The 15,877-nt window shown below is 55.1% G+C and carries 9 protein-coding genes; 6 read left to right on the top strand and 3 right to left on the bottom strand.

Annotation, left to right across the window (positions count from 1 at the left end; all coding sequences use genetic code 11):
- Positions 1-3 precede the first annotated feature (3 nt).
- From ABD971_RS25235 to ABD971_RS25220, 4 genes are all read left to right on the top strand, one after another.
- Positions 4-2,010: a BatA domain-containing protein gene (locus tag ABD971_RS25235; RefSeq protein ID WP_345326660.1), complete on the top strand. Its 2,007-nt coding sequence runs from the start codon at positions 4-6 to the stop codon at positions 2,008-2,010.
- A 53-nt stretch (positions 2,011-2,063) separates the two neighbouring features.
- Positions 2,064-5,507, top strand: a complete 3,444-nt coding sequence (locus tag ABD971_RS25230) for a DUF4175 family protein (protein WP_345326659.1) — start codon at positions 2,064-2,066, stop codon at positions 5,505-5,507.
- 69 nt (positions 5,508-5,576) lie between these two features.
- Positions 5,577-8,015: a glutamine amidotransferase gene (locus ABD971_RS25225; RefSeq protein ID WP_345326658.1), complete on the top strand. Its 2,439-nt coding sequence runs from the start codon at positions 5,577-5,579 to the stop codon at positions 8,013-8,015.
- A gap of 67 nt (positions 8,016-8,082) precedes the next feature.
- The gene (locus ABD971_RS25220) at positions 8,083-8,922 is read left to right on the top strand and encodes a hypothetical protein (protein WP_345326657.1); all 840 of its coding nucleotides are present in this window, start codon (positions 8,083-8,085) and stop codon (positions 8,920-8,922) included.
- 127 nt (positions 8,923-9,049) lie between these two features.
- Here the strand turns inward: ABD971_RS25220 and ABD971_RS25215 are convergent, their stop codons facing one another.
- Genes ABD971_RS25215 through ABD971_RS25205 form a run of 3 tightly spaced genes read right to left on the bottom strand, consistent with a single transcriptional unit; the run spans position 9,050 to position 12,732 of the window.
- Positions 9,050-10,102 (bottom strand): hypothetical protein, encoded by a 1,053-nt coding sequence (locus ABD971_RS25215; protein WP_345326656.1) that lies wholly within the window; start codon positions 10,100-10,102, stop codon positions 9,050-9,052.
- A gap of 6 nt (positions 10,103-10,108) precedes the next feature.
- A complete protein-coding gene (locus tag ABD971_RS25210) occupies positions 10,109-12,316 on the bottom strand; it encodes a M56 family metallopeptidase (RefSeq protein ID WP_345326655.1) in 2,208 nt (735 codons plus the stop codon).
- Positions 12,317-12,330: 14 nt separating this feature from the next.
- On the bottom strand, positions 12,331-12,732 hold the full coding sequence (locus ABD971_RS25205) for a BlaI/MecI/CopY family transcriptional regulator (RefSeq protein ID WP_339946528.1): 402 nt from the start codon (positions 12,730-12,732) through the stop codon (positions 12,331-12,333).
- Between the two features lie 393 nt (positions 12,733-13,125).
- Between ABD971_RS25205 and ABD971_RS25200 the strand changes: the two genes are divergently transcribed.
- Both ABD971_RS25200 and ABD971_RS25195 read left to right on the top strand, forming a co-directional pair.
- Complete coding sequence (locus ABD971_RS25200) at positions 13,126-14,061, top strand: ThuA domain-containing protein (RefSeq protein WP_345326654.1); 936 nt, start codon at positions 13,126-13,128, stop codon at positions 14,059-14,061.
- Positions 14,062-14,525: 464 nt separating this feature from the next.
- A complete protein-coding gene (locus tag ABD971_RS25195; protein ID WP_345326653.1) occupies positions 14,526-15,794 on the top strand; it encodes a glucuronyl esterase domain-containing protein in 1,269 nt (422 codons plus the stop codon).
- Positions 15,795-15,877: the final 83 nt, after the last annotated feature.

Here is a 15,877-nt window from a genome sequence, read left to right as displayed (position 1 = left end):
GAAATGGGATTTGTTCAGACGGCATTTATCGGAGCACTTGCGGCCGTGGCGATCCCCGTGATCGTTCACTTGATGTTCCGCATGCGCACGCGACGAGTCGATTTAGGCACCGTGCGTTTTCTGCGTGAAGTGTTGAAGAAAAATGCGGCTCGGAAAAAGGTCAAACGTTTCCTTCTACTCAGCTTGCGAATCGCGTGTATCACGCTGTTGGCCGCGTTGTTTGCCCGGCCGTATTTTGTTGAGCAACAGCGTGGTAGTGCCGACCGTACTTTGGTGTTGTTGATCGACCGCTCGGCCAGCATGGAACTTCGCAGTGAAGGCGAACGGCTGATCGATCAAGCGGTTCAGCAAGCAAAACAAATCGTCGCGAAACAGGGCGAACAGGCACGGATCGAATGGGCCTTTTTTGATCAGGAGATCTATCCGCTGAGTGACTCCACGGCGGATGATCTTTCACGCGACGGCATCGCGGCGATTCGTGCTCCTGAAATCTCATTCGGTGGCACCGATTTTGGCGTCGCACTCCGCTGGGCACGTGACATTTGCATCAAAGCCGCCGGCGGAGAGAAACAGTTGCATGTGTTCACCGATTTTCAGCGATCGGGTCTCGATTGGAGCGACATGGATGTGATGCCCAGCGACGTCCAAGTCCAGCTGCACGACCTTGGCCGCGATGCCGTGAACAACGTTGCGGTCACGACAGCATTCGCCACTCGCACGATGATTCGCCCTGGGGACGCCACCGTGATTACCGCCACGGTCTCGAACGAAAGCCCCTTTCCGCTGAACGAGGTATCACTGCGGCTGTTTTTGCGAAGTGATCGAACCACGTTCGAGAAAGAACGCAAAATCAGTGTCGCCGTGGGCGCACTGGAAGAATTCGATTTCGAAATCGACGGATTGCAACCGGGGCTTTGGCAGGGACAAGTCGAAGTCGAGGTGGAGGACGAATTGCGTTTCGATAACCGCAAATTTGTCGCACTGATGTCGGCGCCCGCATGGCGTGTCCTGGTCGTGAATGGTCAACCCAACGCATCGGCAATGCTTTCCGAGACGTTTTTCCTCGAGTCCGCGCTGCGGTTGGCACCTCCGGGGGAAACCTACGCTGGATCGCCCTATTCGCCCGACGTCGTCACGGCCGAAGGATTAGAACAAGCCGATTTCAACGAATACAAAGCGGTTGTGTTGGCTAACGTTCCCGATGTCTCGGACACTGCATCAAAACGGCTTGAAACGTTCGTCGAATCCGGAGGCGGTTTGATCGTTTTCAGTGGGGATCAAGTGACACCGCAGAGCTATCACGCACTGGATGCCGTCGGGTTATCGCCGGGCCAGTTTGACGCAATTCAAGAAACACATGATTTGCCATGGCGTGTGCAAGAATGGGACAGCAAAAGCTCGATTTTTGAGCCGTTCAACGATCCTCAATACGGCGATTTGCATCGCATTGCTTTTCATGCCTATACACGCGTCGTGCCTTCAGAGGATGCGAAAGTGCTCGCCTCGTTTCGCCGAGGTGATCCATTGTTACTGGAGGTTGCTAAAGGAGACGGCCGCACGTTATGGCTGACCTCGTCGTGTGATCGTTCATGGAGCGATTGGCCTCGCGGACGACTGTACCTACCGATGGTGCATCAGATGCTCGGTCATTTGACGGGACTCAATGAAGGCGGGCCCGTGCGAAGCGTGACAATGGATGCGACAAACGCGGTAGCGTCGGAAACCAAGCCGGGCGTTTATGACCGCGGTCACCATTGGGATGTGATCAATCCAAGTGCTCGAGAATCGGAGATGGATCGCTGCAGTCTAGCGGAGTTCTCGGAGCAGTTCGCGCTGAACGTCAGCGACGGGAATGACAGCGAGGCAGACGACGGTGACGACGCGCAAGTCGCCTCGCTTGCTCCGTCGACAATCCAGTTGCGTGACAATGAGTTTTGGCACTGGATTGCCCTAGCGCTCATTGGATTTTTATGTGTCGAGTGCTTTTTGAGCAATCGAACTACGGCTTAAGTATCGCGTTTGTTGAACGTTGGCACCGCCACGACTTTTCGGGAACTATGGCAATGAGCACCGTCAAATCAAAACCTCTGTTTGTTGAGCGATTCGAAGCCGCTTGGCAGCACACACGACGAACGCAGGTTGCCGGAACCATCACCTGGGGACTGGTGCTTGCGTTTTTCGGATTGATTGTCCTCACGACGACCGATTATCTATTCGAAGTCTCGTGGGGCGACCGCGCGTTCTGGCTGGGTTTGATTTCGATCGCTTCACTGACACTCGCGGTCACCTGGATGGTGATTGTGGTAAATCGGTGGAGCAAATTGCGAGCAGCCAAGGAAATTGAAACTCGCTACCCGGAATTGGGCCAAGCCGTGCGAACGTCACTTGAATTTGGCCGCCAATCCGCCGAATCGCTTGCCGCCGCAGGAATCCAACCGTCACTCGTGCAAGCGCTAGCAGAGGAAACGGACCGCAAGGCCGAATCGCTTGATTTGTCATCCGGAGCACCTTCGAACCGCGTGTGGATGGCTGTGGCAATCACGAGTACGCTTGCCATCGTGATCGTCGTCGCCACCCTGTTTAGCTGGGAATGGCGAGTCGCCACGTTACGTGCGCTGTTAAGCGATCAACCCTACACGGAACTATCGATAGCGCCCGGGGACCAAACCGTCACCGAGGGCGAATCAATTAACGTGGCCATCGACGTGGCTGGACGAACCAACCGCAATGTGATTATCGCGTCACGGATCGCCGGATCCAATGATGGATGGAACGAACGGGAATTAACCGACGAGGATGTGGCGGCATCGCAAACACGATTGGTGAAATATCATTCGCAATTCAAAGGAATCGTCGCGCCCATTGAATATCGCGTGAAGGCCGGGCCTGTGCAAAGTCCGCTGTACCGGATCGCCGTCCGCCATCCCCTGCGGATTGAAAACATTAGCGCCGAGGTAACGCCACCCCAATACACGGGGTTGGCCGCCAGCACGATTGACGAAGGCAATCTAAGTGTGATTCATGGATCAACCGTTCGCTTAAATATCACACTGGATCGCCAACCGGAATCGGCAACGGTCGTGATGACCGAGCGGCGACGCTTGGGACCTGGTGAAAGCCCCACGGTCGAAACGATTCCGCTCGAGATCAACGACTGTGTCGCGACGACGTTGTTAAACATCGATTCGGATCAAACCTACACAATCGTTGCGAAGGCGGCGGACGGCATGGAGTTGCGTGAAAACAAATATCGAATTCGCGTACGCTATGACCAGCCGCCCGAGGTTTGGTTCGAAACACCGGCCGAGGCATTGGAGGTCACCAGCGTGGCCGAAGTCTTGCTGCGAGCCCGTGTGCGAGATGACTTTGGGCTGACACGCGCCGGTATCGTTTTTGAAGTCAACAACGAAGAAGAATACACGCTCGCAGCTCGCGACTATCTTGCCAAGTCCGCCGCACTGGCCGAATCGGAATCCACGGCGACGGAGACGAGTGGCCAAGCGGCTTTTGAGCAAGCGACCAGCAATCCAGCGGCCGGCGATGGCGCGCACCGCTGGACTCGCGATGCAATGGAACGCTTGCTTCCGCTGGAACTGTTTAATCTGGAGGAAAAGGACAGTGTGACTTACTACGCTTTCGCGGAAGACAATCTGCCAACCGGCGTGCAGCGGACGGAGACCGATTTGCGATTCATTGACATTCGCCCATTCCGGCGGGTGTATCGGTTGCCAGGCGAGGGTGGCGGCAACGCCAACGGACCTCAGATCCGATTTTTAAGTGAGCTTATCTCACGCCAACGGTTCAATTTGAATCGCACGATTCGCATGGATCGGAAGACACAATCAGGCGAAGAACCGACGCTCGGTGAAGTCGACCGGATCGCTGAAACCGAAGACGATCTCTCAAAGTCGTGCTTTGAGTTGGCAGTGTTCCTCGACGAAAGAGAATTTGACGGTAGTGATCTGTTGTTTCAAGCAGAGATGGTGATGCTGACCGCTGTCGATTCATTGAACGTTGGCAAGTTCGATCTTAGCGCTCGCCAACAAAAGGATGCGTTGCGTCTGCTGATCGAAGGACGCAACACGCTCGAAACATTGTTGCGAAAAGGCTTGTCGAATTCGCAGCGACAAGCTTTGGGGAACTTCGATCGCATGCAGACTCAGAAATTGCGGCGGACGAAGCGAAGTCAAGCCAATGAGGATACTCCGGAGCAACTTGTCGCTCGAATCCGACGATTGGCGAGTCAGCAACAATTGGTGGCACAGTCGTTGATTGGAATCGTGTCGGCGGCAAATTTGCCGGCAATAAACGGCGCAAGCGGAGGAATCCCCGGCAATGCGATGCCATCGGCGGACGGCGCTTACGATCGAGATACAGAGCAAGAGCTTGCGGAAACGGAACAATCGCAGTTGGATATCGCAATCGAAACGCGAGAGGTGGAAGCTGCGATCGAGCAAGTTCGTGAAAGCACGACTCTTGTTCAATCACGAGCGTCACAGGCTGCGGATTCGACCGATGAAGTTTCCGGAGCGATCGCACGGGGTGATACGGATCTCGCAGCGGAAACCGCGCGTCAAGCCAGCGAACAACTGCGTGAATTGGCCGCCAATCTCGAGGGTGTCTTGGCCACCGAAACGGTTCAGCAGATCAGCATGTCTCGAGATATTGCGGCGATGTTGGCAGCGATGCAGCGACGTGTTGTCAGCAGCAACCCGGACGATAAAACTGACGATGACACGGATGCAGACGAAGCGACCAAACCGGCTGCGATTGAATCCCGAGAAGCACAAACGGTTGCGGCGAGACGAGCCCGTCTGCTCTCGGAAACGGGGCGAACGTTAGAAGATATCTTGGGATCCGCCATCGCATCGAACCGCATGGACGATGGCGAGGCGGTGCGGCAACTCAGTGAATTGCTGACCGAAAGTGAACTTGAAAAGGTGGTCGAGCGAATGTCGCAGATCGCTCCCATGATTGAACAGGATCGTGCGAAAGATGCTCAGGTCGAAGGCGATGATATCGCAGATCGCCTGGAAGTCCTGTCGCGTAAACTCGATGGCATTTACCGATCGGTCGTCACACCGCGCGTCGCTCGATTGATGGAGCTCGAAAAACGAGCGACACAGCAGCAAAACGAACTGAAGTCATTGCTAACGAACCAACAGATTTCGAATTGGCACCGGAAAACATTGGAATTGATGGAAGAGATCGACAAAACCAATGTGGCATCGGCATCCTTGGACGAGTTGTACGCAGCATTTCAAAAGCAAGGCTGGGGCAAAATGAACGACGAATTGCAGTGGGATTGGGAACGTGACGAGCAAGATGGATTCGAAGCGCCCAGCGAATATGTCACCGGAATGCAGTCGGTTGTCGATGACATCCAGCAGCAATTACAAGAGTTGATGCTGTCGGACATGGTGTCCGATGCAAACGAAGCGACGCCGCCCAAGTACAAACATTTAGTCGATCGTTATATCGAAGTGCTCGGCGGTGTCACGCCGTAATCGATTAGCCGTCGACCGGAAGCACCCACCACCCACGTCTCCCTCATTTCCATTGCTACGAATATCACTGTGAATCTCGAACTGCTTCCCCAACTATCGCCACGCACTCTGCTATCGCTTTTTGCTGTCTTGGCTGTTGCCGCAATCGGGGTGCGATTGATGTGGGGGCCGCCCGCTCAGATTGCACGTCGCAGCGGATTGGTGATTCTGCGTTGTCTGGTGGTGCTGCTGTTATTGATACCACTGTTCAATCCGGTGCAGGTCAGCGAAACACCGGGGCACGTCGAGCACAACGATGTGCTTTATCTGCTCGACGAATCCGAGAGTATGAACATGGTCAACGATGACCAAAGTCGTTGGGATCAGGCGATCGGGATCATTCGTGATGCCAAAGCGAAAACAACGAACGTAAGTGCCAATACAAAGTCCTTTCGCTTTGGTAGTCGGTTATCCGCGATCGAATCCAAAGCTCAAAACTCGGCGAGCGAAGATCTATTCGATACGATTAAGCCGACAAGTTCTGACACACGATTGCGAATGGCGCTGCAGCAAATCACGAGTCGGTTTGGACGAGCACGTCCCGCATCGGTCGTCGTGTTTTCGGATGGACGCGTGCGAGATTCCGAGGGAATCGAAGAACTCGCCAAACATTTCGCGGAACTGAATGTGCCGATTCATGTCGCTCCGGTCGGGGATGCGGAATCCAGAGGCGACCTCGCGATCATCGCCGCCGTGATTCCCGAAAGTGTCCGCCGCCACTCGCGAGTGGAAGTGCAAGTGTTCACGCGAAGTTTCGGATTGGACGACCAACGCGCCGAGTTGCATTTGACGGCGCTCGATCGCGATGGCAATCCGCTCCGCGCGGTCACGACGCCTCAACCGCTGACGCTTCGCGACGGTTTTCAATCGCACCGTGTTTCGTTTCGTGCTGACGAGGATACACAGCGATTGCTAATCCATATTCCGCCTAATGACCGCGAGACGACTTCGCAGAACAATTCGATCGAAGCAACCACGTTCATCGACCATACGAAAATTCGCGTGTTGTATGTCGAAGGTTCGCCCCAGCGAATCCAAGCGATCCGTCAGGGAAATAAGATTGTGTATCGCGGCGCCCACACCGAATTGCAAGAAGCATTGGTGGCGGACAACGATATCGAATGTATTGTTGTCAGTGGCGGAGGCGGGATGTTAACGCGAATTACAAACGATGGCAGTCCTGATATCGAGCGTGGTTTCGCTGCTTCCAGTGCTGAATTAGCGGCGTTCGATGTGTTGATTCTCAGTAACATCAGCCGAGAGATGTTCACGGAGGAACAAATCGATTGGATCACGTCTTGGGTCAGCCGTCGCGGAGCAGGACTGTGCATGCTAGGGGGGCCAAACAGTTTCTCTGCTGGCGGTTGGGCCGGAACTGCCATCGAAACCATACTGCCGGTTACGATGCAGGAAGCAAAATTCGATTGGGATCCGGGAGCGGTTGTGCAAGGCAAAGTTGATTTGTCGGGCACACTACACCCGATATGGCATCTCGTTTCCGCTGCGAAAACGAATCGCAAGATCATCGAGCAGTTTCCGGTGTTCGATGGAGTGAACGAAAGTCTTCGTGTGAATGATCCCTTGGCCACCACCTTGGTCAGCGGGTCCGATGACACGCCGGTGCTTTCGGTTGGACGCTATGGCAAAGGCCGATCGGCGGCAATGGCCACTGCGATTACCGAGCCGTGGGCTCGCGCATTTTTGAATGAATGGGGCGAAGGTGACGATCGCTATTTTGCAAAATTTTGGCGGAACATGGTCTATTGGTTGGCGGAAGATTCGACCATCGGGCGTCGTCGTTTGATCGCGTCTCATGACAAGCAGTATTACAAACCGGGCGAAACAATGACGTTGCGGGCAGTCGGTTACGACGAGGGCGCCAAGGTCACGCAGGACTACCGGATTGTCGCGATGATCGAACCTAAATCCACTTCGTTTGACCTGAATAACTATGATTCGCCGTTTCGCTGGCCCAACGGAGTGCAACGAGAAGAGGGCATGGAAGGACCGATGATCATGTGGGGCGAAGAATTTGAATTGCCCCGAGCAAACGCCGATACCGATGGGCCGCTAGGCGTCGAAAACGAAGGATATGCGATCGAACTGCAAATCAATGATGCAATGCTCAATGCCTCGGCGAACGAAGGACTCCGTATCGAATTGACAGCCATGGATGGGCAAACGCAAGTCGACAGCACGTCGCTGGATGTACACATTCTGCACGATCCATTCGAGCTTCAGAATCCCTTTCCTGACCATGACCTTTTGCAACGTGTCGCCGCCGCCTCGGGTGGAAGCGTGATTCACGACAGCGATGATCTTGCCGCCGTACTCAATGACTTGGACGTCAAACGTGGGCCTCCGGTGGTACGCAAAAGTCCGCTGTGGAGCACGTGGTGGTTGTGGGCATTGATTGTCGGAATGTTAACGACCGAGTGGTTTTGGCGACGCAGTATGGGGTTGGCATAGCGGTTAGTTATCGAGCCCATCGATTCTTTGCGGGACCATCCCAAATTATTTTCACTACGGAGCAACCATGCGTTTCTTAGCTTTGTGTCTGTTGTTAGCACTGATCTGTTGCTGCCAAAGTTTAGCTGCAGAAGAACCGGCGGATGCCGCCCGGTCGGGTGAGTCAACGCCGGAGATCAATAGCCAGCGGATTGAAATGATGACCGAGGTCGCTGGCAAATACGAGCTCACGCTCGACAGCGGCGAACCTTTGCAAGTCATTCCCGACCCGCTATTGAAATGGAGTAATCCCATCCTGCGAACGCATGCCGGTTCGGTTTTTCTGTGGACCTATCAATCGCGGCCGCAAGCGGTCGTCGGCATGTTCACAAGTTACGGCGATGTGGATCACGAGTGGCAAACGATCTGCGAGACAGGACTGACCGCAAAATTTGACGGTAAAACATTGTGGAACCCCCGGACGGGGATCCAGTGGAACGCGATCGATGGCAGCAGCGAAATCGCCCCGTCCGCAGCACTTAGAATGGTGCAAATGCGTGCGATTGCGAGAAAGTTTAGTGTCGAGATTGGCTCGGCGAAAAAGTCCACGCCGCTGCGGGTGCTGACGCAACCCTTGTACAGTTACGAATCGCCGGCAGCAGATGTCTTGACCGGAGGCGTATTTGGTTTCGTCAATGCAACCGATCCCGAATTGTTATTATGTTTGGAAGCACGAACCATCGGATCAAAACAGCAATGGTATTACACGGTCGCTCGCATGACTTCCACACGAATCACCGTAAAATATCAAGACAATGTGGTGACCACGATCGATCCATGGGATTGGAAAAAGGATCCCGAAAAGCCTTTCATCGCATTCCGCCGTCTCTGGGACGGCAGCGAATTCATCAGTAAGAGAAACCGATGATTCGGGCTGGCATCAACCCCAGCTTGCTCCGCCTTGGAGTAGCGTGATAAACCCCGCCAAACCGTACTTGTTGATCATCGGATTTGGTGAGAAGTACATGCACGGCGGCGATGAAAAATGAGTGCGATCACGGCTCGGTGGGGGCACTTTCCGCATCGGCGTCCGGTTCGGTTTTCTGGACGGGAGTTACGTCTTCCCCACTAGCCAATTCGTCGCTAGGTTCTTCGTCGGTTAGAGCAGGCGTGGGGAAATCGGCAGATACCAAGGTTCGCTGAGCGATAAAACCGTCCGAGTTTTGGCGAATGGTGGGCGGTTTTGCTCCGTCACGCTGTCGACCTCCTTCGTCTTCGCTCAGATAGTCCAACTGCAGTTCGGCTGATCGACCATCGCCGTTGTCATCGAGCTGGGCATGTTCCGTCGCCAGCAACGATTCGGCGAGATAGCGGCGAGCCACATTGCGTGTGACCGCGATGTAGAGATCGAACACACTGAACTGATCATTTTCATCGACATCAAGTTCCGATTTCGCGGGCGGGTCGGCAAGTGTTTCGGCGAGTGCAGCGGGAAACAATGTCGCGTTGACTTCACGATCCGCTTCCGTCGCCGTGATGACGATCCGACCTTCGGCGGACAAGCCGCGAACAAAAAAGCCGCTAACTGGTGTGCCGATGAAAAACAATTGTTGTTTAGCATCAAGACCACGGAACAGGTCCGCAAAATCGGCCGCGTGCAAATCCGATTCCCCGTCCGCAGCCCCCGGCAAATTCAAATAAGACTGTTGGCCATCAAAATGAGCATGCCCCATCACGATGACCCACAGGGTATCGGAGGGCTGGATCTGTTTTTGCAGTTCCGCGACCTGCTTCGTCAATTCAGTGCGAGTCGCCGTTCCGTCGGCGGCCTGAACTGCGGGGCCGTCTTCTTCGTTCGGTGGGGCGCCAAACTGAATAAGAATGTTTTCTGCTGGAAAGCCGAGTTGGTCTTTCAGCGACGTATGCAGGCTCTCGATTGTTTGTGAGAATTCGGTGTGGTGGTCACTGTCGCCAGGAATGCCACAAATAATGAGTGCCCATTTCGTGGCTTCCTTCTCGGAGGCAGTGATTGCTAGGGAATCGGTCGTCTGGCAAGCGACAATCATCAAGCAAACGACGATGTGGCGTTTCAACAATGTCAAACTCATTCAGCTCTAACTCCCTACCGTTGCCGGTGTTCCCATGACCTCGATGGATGAGACATATCCATCGTGGTCAAGATCGAGGTTTCGAAACGCGCCGAGCGAACCATCAAATTCGCTCCAACTGATTTGTCCGTCGCCACTGCGGTCCATTCGTTCAAACCAAAACATTCGTTCGTTCGTTTGATTTCGAGTCTTGGCGTCGGAGACCAAGTTTGCTTGCGTGTCCGATGCAATCGACGCCAGCGAAACGATATCTTTGGCCACGTCGCTGCGTGGTTGAGTTGCATCGGAGTGCAGATCCCACCACGCTGTCTTACCATCCCAATTTGCCAAGGTCAGACCCGCCGAATCAAACGCCACCGCAGCGACCGGCGAAGCTAAATCCAAGCGATTTTGCATCGTTCCGCCACGCAGATCCCAGACTGCGACCGAGCCCGCTGCTGCGGTGACCCAGTCGCCGGACGCAATCGCAAGTAAGCGTCCGTCGGGCGAAAAACGGACGCCGTTGATCGCATTTTCGAATGTGGGAAGCCGGCTCGCAATCTCGCGTTGGTAATCGATATCCCAGACTTTCACTACTCCATCGCGACACCCTGATACCGCCGTGCGTCCGTCGCGTGATACGGCAACCGACGCGACCACCGACGGGTGTCCGGTAAAGGTCGCTAACGTTTTGATGCTGGCGCAATCGATTAGATAAACCGACGAGTCCAAGCTTCCGATCAACAGTTGTTCGCGATGTGGCACAAATGCAATCGATGCGGGTTGATAGGAGGACAGGTCATGCGATCGTCGCTCCATCGTATCCACCAACTGCATGGTTCCATTTGCTTTGATCCTCACTTGGTAGCGGCCTTCGTGCGAATTTACGGTTCCCCAGATGGAATCCGCCGAATTCACTGCCAAATCCTGTGTCGCATCTTGCGGAACATCAATCATGCCGGTGTCCACGGGCGAAAGAGATGTCGTGTGATCTTCATTAGCATTGGATGCGTCGATTGAATGGGCGAGGATGGAATCAATCGAAATGTCCCTCTTATTTGGCGTCTTCAACGATGCATCGGCACGTCGCATCGCCCCGTCGAACACATTCGGTCCGATTGCCAACATCACGGCTGCCATGGCGATGATGGCCGCACGAGCGGGCGTGGACATCGATTTCGGGGCCACCCCGGACATGATGATGCGAACCCGAGCACGCAGGAAAGAAACCTGGCCAAGCCCCGTAGTGATGGGGGCGACCGGGGGCCGATCTTCGGACAAAAAATCGATCGTGTCCAGCAACGCCTCGACATACGTTCGCGGATGCTCGGGAAATTGATCGACAACCCAGGCGTCACAGCAATGTTCTTCGCTGACTTCGATTTCACGTCTCGCGATCCATACGACCGGATGCCACCAAAACAGACCCGTGACAACAAACTCTAATAATCGGACCCAGTGGTCACCACGATAAAAATGGGCCAATTCATGCGTCAACAGCGTTGCCTGAGCGTCGTCGTCAAGTCGCTGCAGCAGCGCTGCAGGAAAAAGGATCCGTGCACGCCAACCAATGGCGAACAGGATCGGTGACACGGTGGCATCCAGCACACAAATTTGCGGAGCGCGGCGGAGGCCCATTCGCGTCGCAAGTTCGGCTGCCCGTTGTTGAATTCGTTTTGATGCGATCGGTGCCGAACGCACCACGTTCAAGAAAATCCAAATCCGACGTCCCTGGATTCCAAACCAAGCAAACGTCCCTATCGCCCATACACTTAACATGGCGATCACAAAGACTTTGATCCCAATTGCGGGTGATAACGATCGACGTGGCATCGCGACCGACGTTTCGATGGTCGCTGCAAGTTGAAGCGGAGACGTTGCTGCCGATTCCCGACGTGTTGACTCGGGACGAGTCATGTCCGCCGGCGCAATCGGTTGGCTGTTTGGCGAGCGGGTGGGGACCTGAGACGCGTCCATGTTCACCGCAGGCAACTTGGTATTCGAGGTTGCCGTGTGAACGATCGCGGTGGGTTCAGCGAGCGATGCCAATGATTGCAATTTTATGCCGACGGGCACGTCAACGATCGGCGGCGTCACCAATTTGATCAGCACCACGATCCACAAGACGTGCGTGATTGCGGGGCGATGCACCAAGCGGCCAAAGGCGAATACGAACCCAGCCAAAATACTGGCGGTCGCAGCGTTCAGCAGGCATGATTCCACAAAGGAGTACATCGATTGTTCTCCGTCTAAGACCGTTTTTGCTTTGGATCTTTATCCAGTTCATCCAGCAAACTACGCAGCGAATTCCGATCTTGGGCCGACAAACGGTCGGATTTAACCAGCGTGGTCAACAACGGTTGTAACGCTCCTTCGCACAGTTGATCCGCCGTTGTTTGCAGTCGCCGACCGATCAATTCATCGCGTCCGACGGTCGCTGTAAAGTGATGCGGCCACGTTTCGCGATTTCGCTCTACATAACCCTTCTTGTTTAGGCGCTCGAGCAGCTTCTGGACCGTCGCATACTCCGATCCGCCACCGTCGGGGTACAACGTGTCGGTCAGTGTCCGAATCGTAACAGGACCTTGATCCCACAATTGCTGTAGAACGGCCAGCTCGGCTTCGGTTACGTCTTTTGGTGCTCGTGGCATCAATCTTCCCTAAGTTACGCTTCCCTAAGTCACGTCATCTAAAGAATGCCGCGTCCGTGCTCGCCCAATACGTTTGTTTGTCGTGATACGGCGTTAGGTCTTGCATGGTCTAATTTGAACGTTTCACTCGCTGCAACCGGACGGCTTGCGCCGTGCCGCTAACAACGTCGATCGCACAGTCAGCCCTAGCGTAACACGAGGCACGCTGCCAATCAAGACACTATGTCTTTGGCTGTTTCGGGACAAACTTAGGCAATTCGCTGGGAACGCTTCACAGGTTACTGGTACGCTCTGGTGATTTTTAGGCTCCGACTGTAGCGATTCGGTGAAAAACGAGAGTAGACTGGTAACCTACTTGCCCACTGCCCACCCTCCATTTTTGGGAATCTCACCGTGAACCGTCTGCTCCTACTGACTCTATTGACTTGTCTCTGTTCGGGTGCCTGTTTTGCGGAGGACAAACCCGACGCTTGGCAAGAAAAGAAGGACAAACATTTTAAACCGCTCAGCGATGAACAGTTGAGCAAAATCAAAAATGCCGTTCCCGAACAGTTGGCTGCACCGCCCAAACAGGCACGTCGCGTGTTGGTGTTTTATCGCTGTGAAGGTTTCGTTCACGGCTCGATTCCGTATGCGAACGAAGCGGTCAAACAAATGGGACAGGAAACGGGGGCGTTCGAGGCCGACTTTGCCGACACCTATGACGTGTTCACAAGCGAGAACTTGAAGCAGTACGATTGCATCCTGCTGAACAACACGACGGGGATGCATTTTAAAACCCCGGCTCAACAAAACGCGTTTCTCGATTTCATCTCGGGCGGTAAAGGCTTGGTCGGTTTCCATGCGGCGAGCGACAATTTTGGCCGTCACCCCGAGTGCCGCGCGATCGTGGGCGGCGAATTCGGCGGCCATCCCTGGACCGCAGGCGGAACCTGGGCCTTCAAATTGGATGATCCTGATCATGTCTTGAACAAGGCGTTTGATGGAAAGGGATTCTGGCATCAAGACGAGATCTACCAATACAAATCAGACTCGTACGAAGGCCCCCAAGTGCTGCGGATCCTGGTCAGCTTGGATATGAGCAAGGAAGAGGTTTCGAAGCAAATTAAAGACGGGCCTCGCGAGGTGCCGGTATCGTGGATTCGCACCGCGGGCGACGGACGTGTGTTCTATACCAATCTTGGACACCGTAATGAAACGTTCAGCAATCCTATGGCGCTGAAACACATGCTCGACGGAATCCAGTACGCGATGGGCGATCTTGCCGCCGACGCCACCCCGACGGCAAAAGCCGAACCGACCAACGCGGCGTTGGCGCCAGCCAAGTGAGTTGTTGATTGACGGGTGACTCACCCAGCTACCTCGCCCGAGCGCAGCTGGGGAGAGGTCGGACGGGCCCTTTCGGCCTCGTCCGGGTGAGGGCGACCGCGCACACACTTGATGCGGCGTTCGGCGCGGATTGCTCGGACGGCCCTCACCCGAGCAATCGCCGGAGGCTCTGCTCGGGCCGCTTCCCAAACAGGTTTGGGAGAGGTGACATACTGCAAGCCACCTCGCCCGAGCGCAGCTGGGGAGAGGTCGGACGGGCCCTTTAGGCCTCGTCCGGGTGAGGGCCGACCGCGCACACACTTAATGCGGCGTTCGACTTTGGATTGCTCGGTCAGCCCTCACCCGAGCAATCGCCGGAGGCTCTGCTCGACCTCTCCCAAACAAGTTTGGGAGAGGTAACATACCGCAAGACAACTCCCCCTCTCCCCCTGTCCCTTCCTCCTACCCCCTCCTAGTTCTGATACATGCATTACTTCACAAATCAATTCTCCACCGCAGTGTTTAGCTGCTTGTTTGCTGTCTTGTTTACGAGCGTCTTTGCGATCGCCGAAGACCCCGCTGCTTGGTCGGCGAACCCGGACTTGGTCAAGAAGCTGAGTGCCAAACGCTCCTTCAATTACGACGAATCGAAGGTGCCCGATTACCAGCTTCCCGATCCGCTGACGATGATCGATGGGACCAAGGTTAGCTCGGCACAGCAGTGGATGACGAAGCGTCGTCCCGAACTTTTGGAACAGTTCCGGCACTTGGTCTACGGTCGTCGCCCGGACACTGAGTACCAAGTCACGTTCGAAACGACGGAGGAAATCGAAAACGCGTTCGATGGACTGGCCAACGGACGCAGCATGAAGGCGATCATCACGATCGACCAGCGAACTTACTCGTTTCCCTTTGTTGTGTTTACGCCGAATCACGCTACGGGAAAAACGCCTGCGGTGGTCGCCATCAACAATCGCTATTTCATTCCGCTGGACAAGGCGGTGAGTGAGCCGGATCCGTATTGGCCTGTGAAAACGTTGCTGCAGCAAGGCTATGCGTCGGCGACCTTCTACACCTCGCATGTCGATCCTGATAACAAGAACGATTACGCCGACGGGATTCGAGCTTTTTTTGCTGACGGCAAACCGCCCACCGATGACGCTTGGCGTAGTTTGTCGGCTTGGGGATGGGGAGCGAGCCGGGTGTTGGACTACTTGTCGACATTGCCCACGGTCGATGCCAACCGAGTTGCCGTGGTCGGGCATTCACGCGGCGGCAAGGCGGCGATTTGGGCTGCGGCCGAGGACGAACGCTTTGCGATCGCGTACAGCAACAATTCCGGCTGTGGTGGCGCCGCACTGTCGCGTCGCGGCTACGGAGAAACGGTCAAGCAAATCACCACCGTGTTTCCTCACTGGTTCACGCCCCAATTTGCCGAGTATGCCGATCGCGAGAACGAGCTGCCGATCGACCAGCATGAAACGATCGCCTTGGTTGCGCCGCGAGCGGTCTATGTGACCAGTTCGGACGAAGACCTTTGGGCCGACCCCCGCGGCGAATATGCTTCCCTGGTCGCAGCCGCGCCGGTGTTCGAGTTGTTGGGTAAAACTGCGATCGATGAACCGACGATGCCGCCGCTGAATCGGCAGCGGATCGTGGGCCAAACCGGTTATCACGTCCGCAGCGGCGGGCATGGGCTCGGCCAAGTCGATTGGGATTTCTTTGTTGAGTTTATGGATTCGGTGTTGAAGTAACGAAGTCGCCAGTCGCCTTGCCCACGCAGAGGTTGCGGGAGCAGCACGGCACAAGCCACCTCGCCCGAGCGCAGCTGGGGAGA

Origin of the sequence: Novipirellula rosea (assembly GCF_039541335.1) — a bacterium.
Classification (GTDB): domain Bacteria; phylum Planctomycetota; class Planctomycetia; order Pirellulales; family Pirellulaceae; genus Novipirellula; species Novipirellula rosea.
Note: the sequence above shows the minus strand (reverse complement) of the source record. Positions and strands in the feature narration are given on the sequence as shown.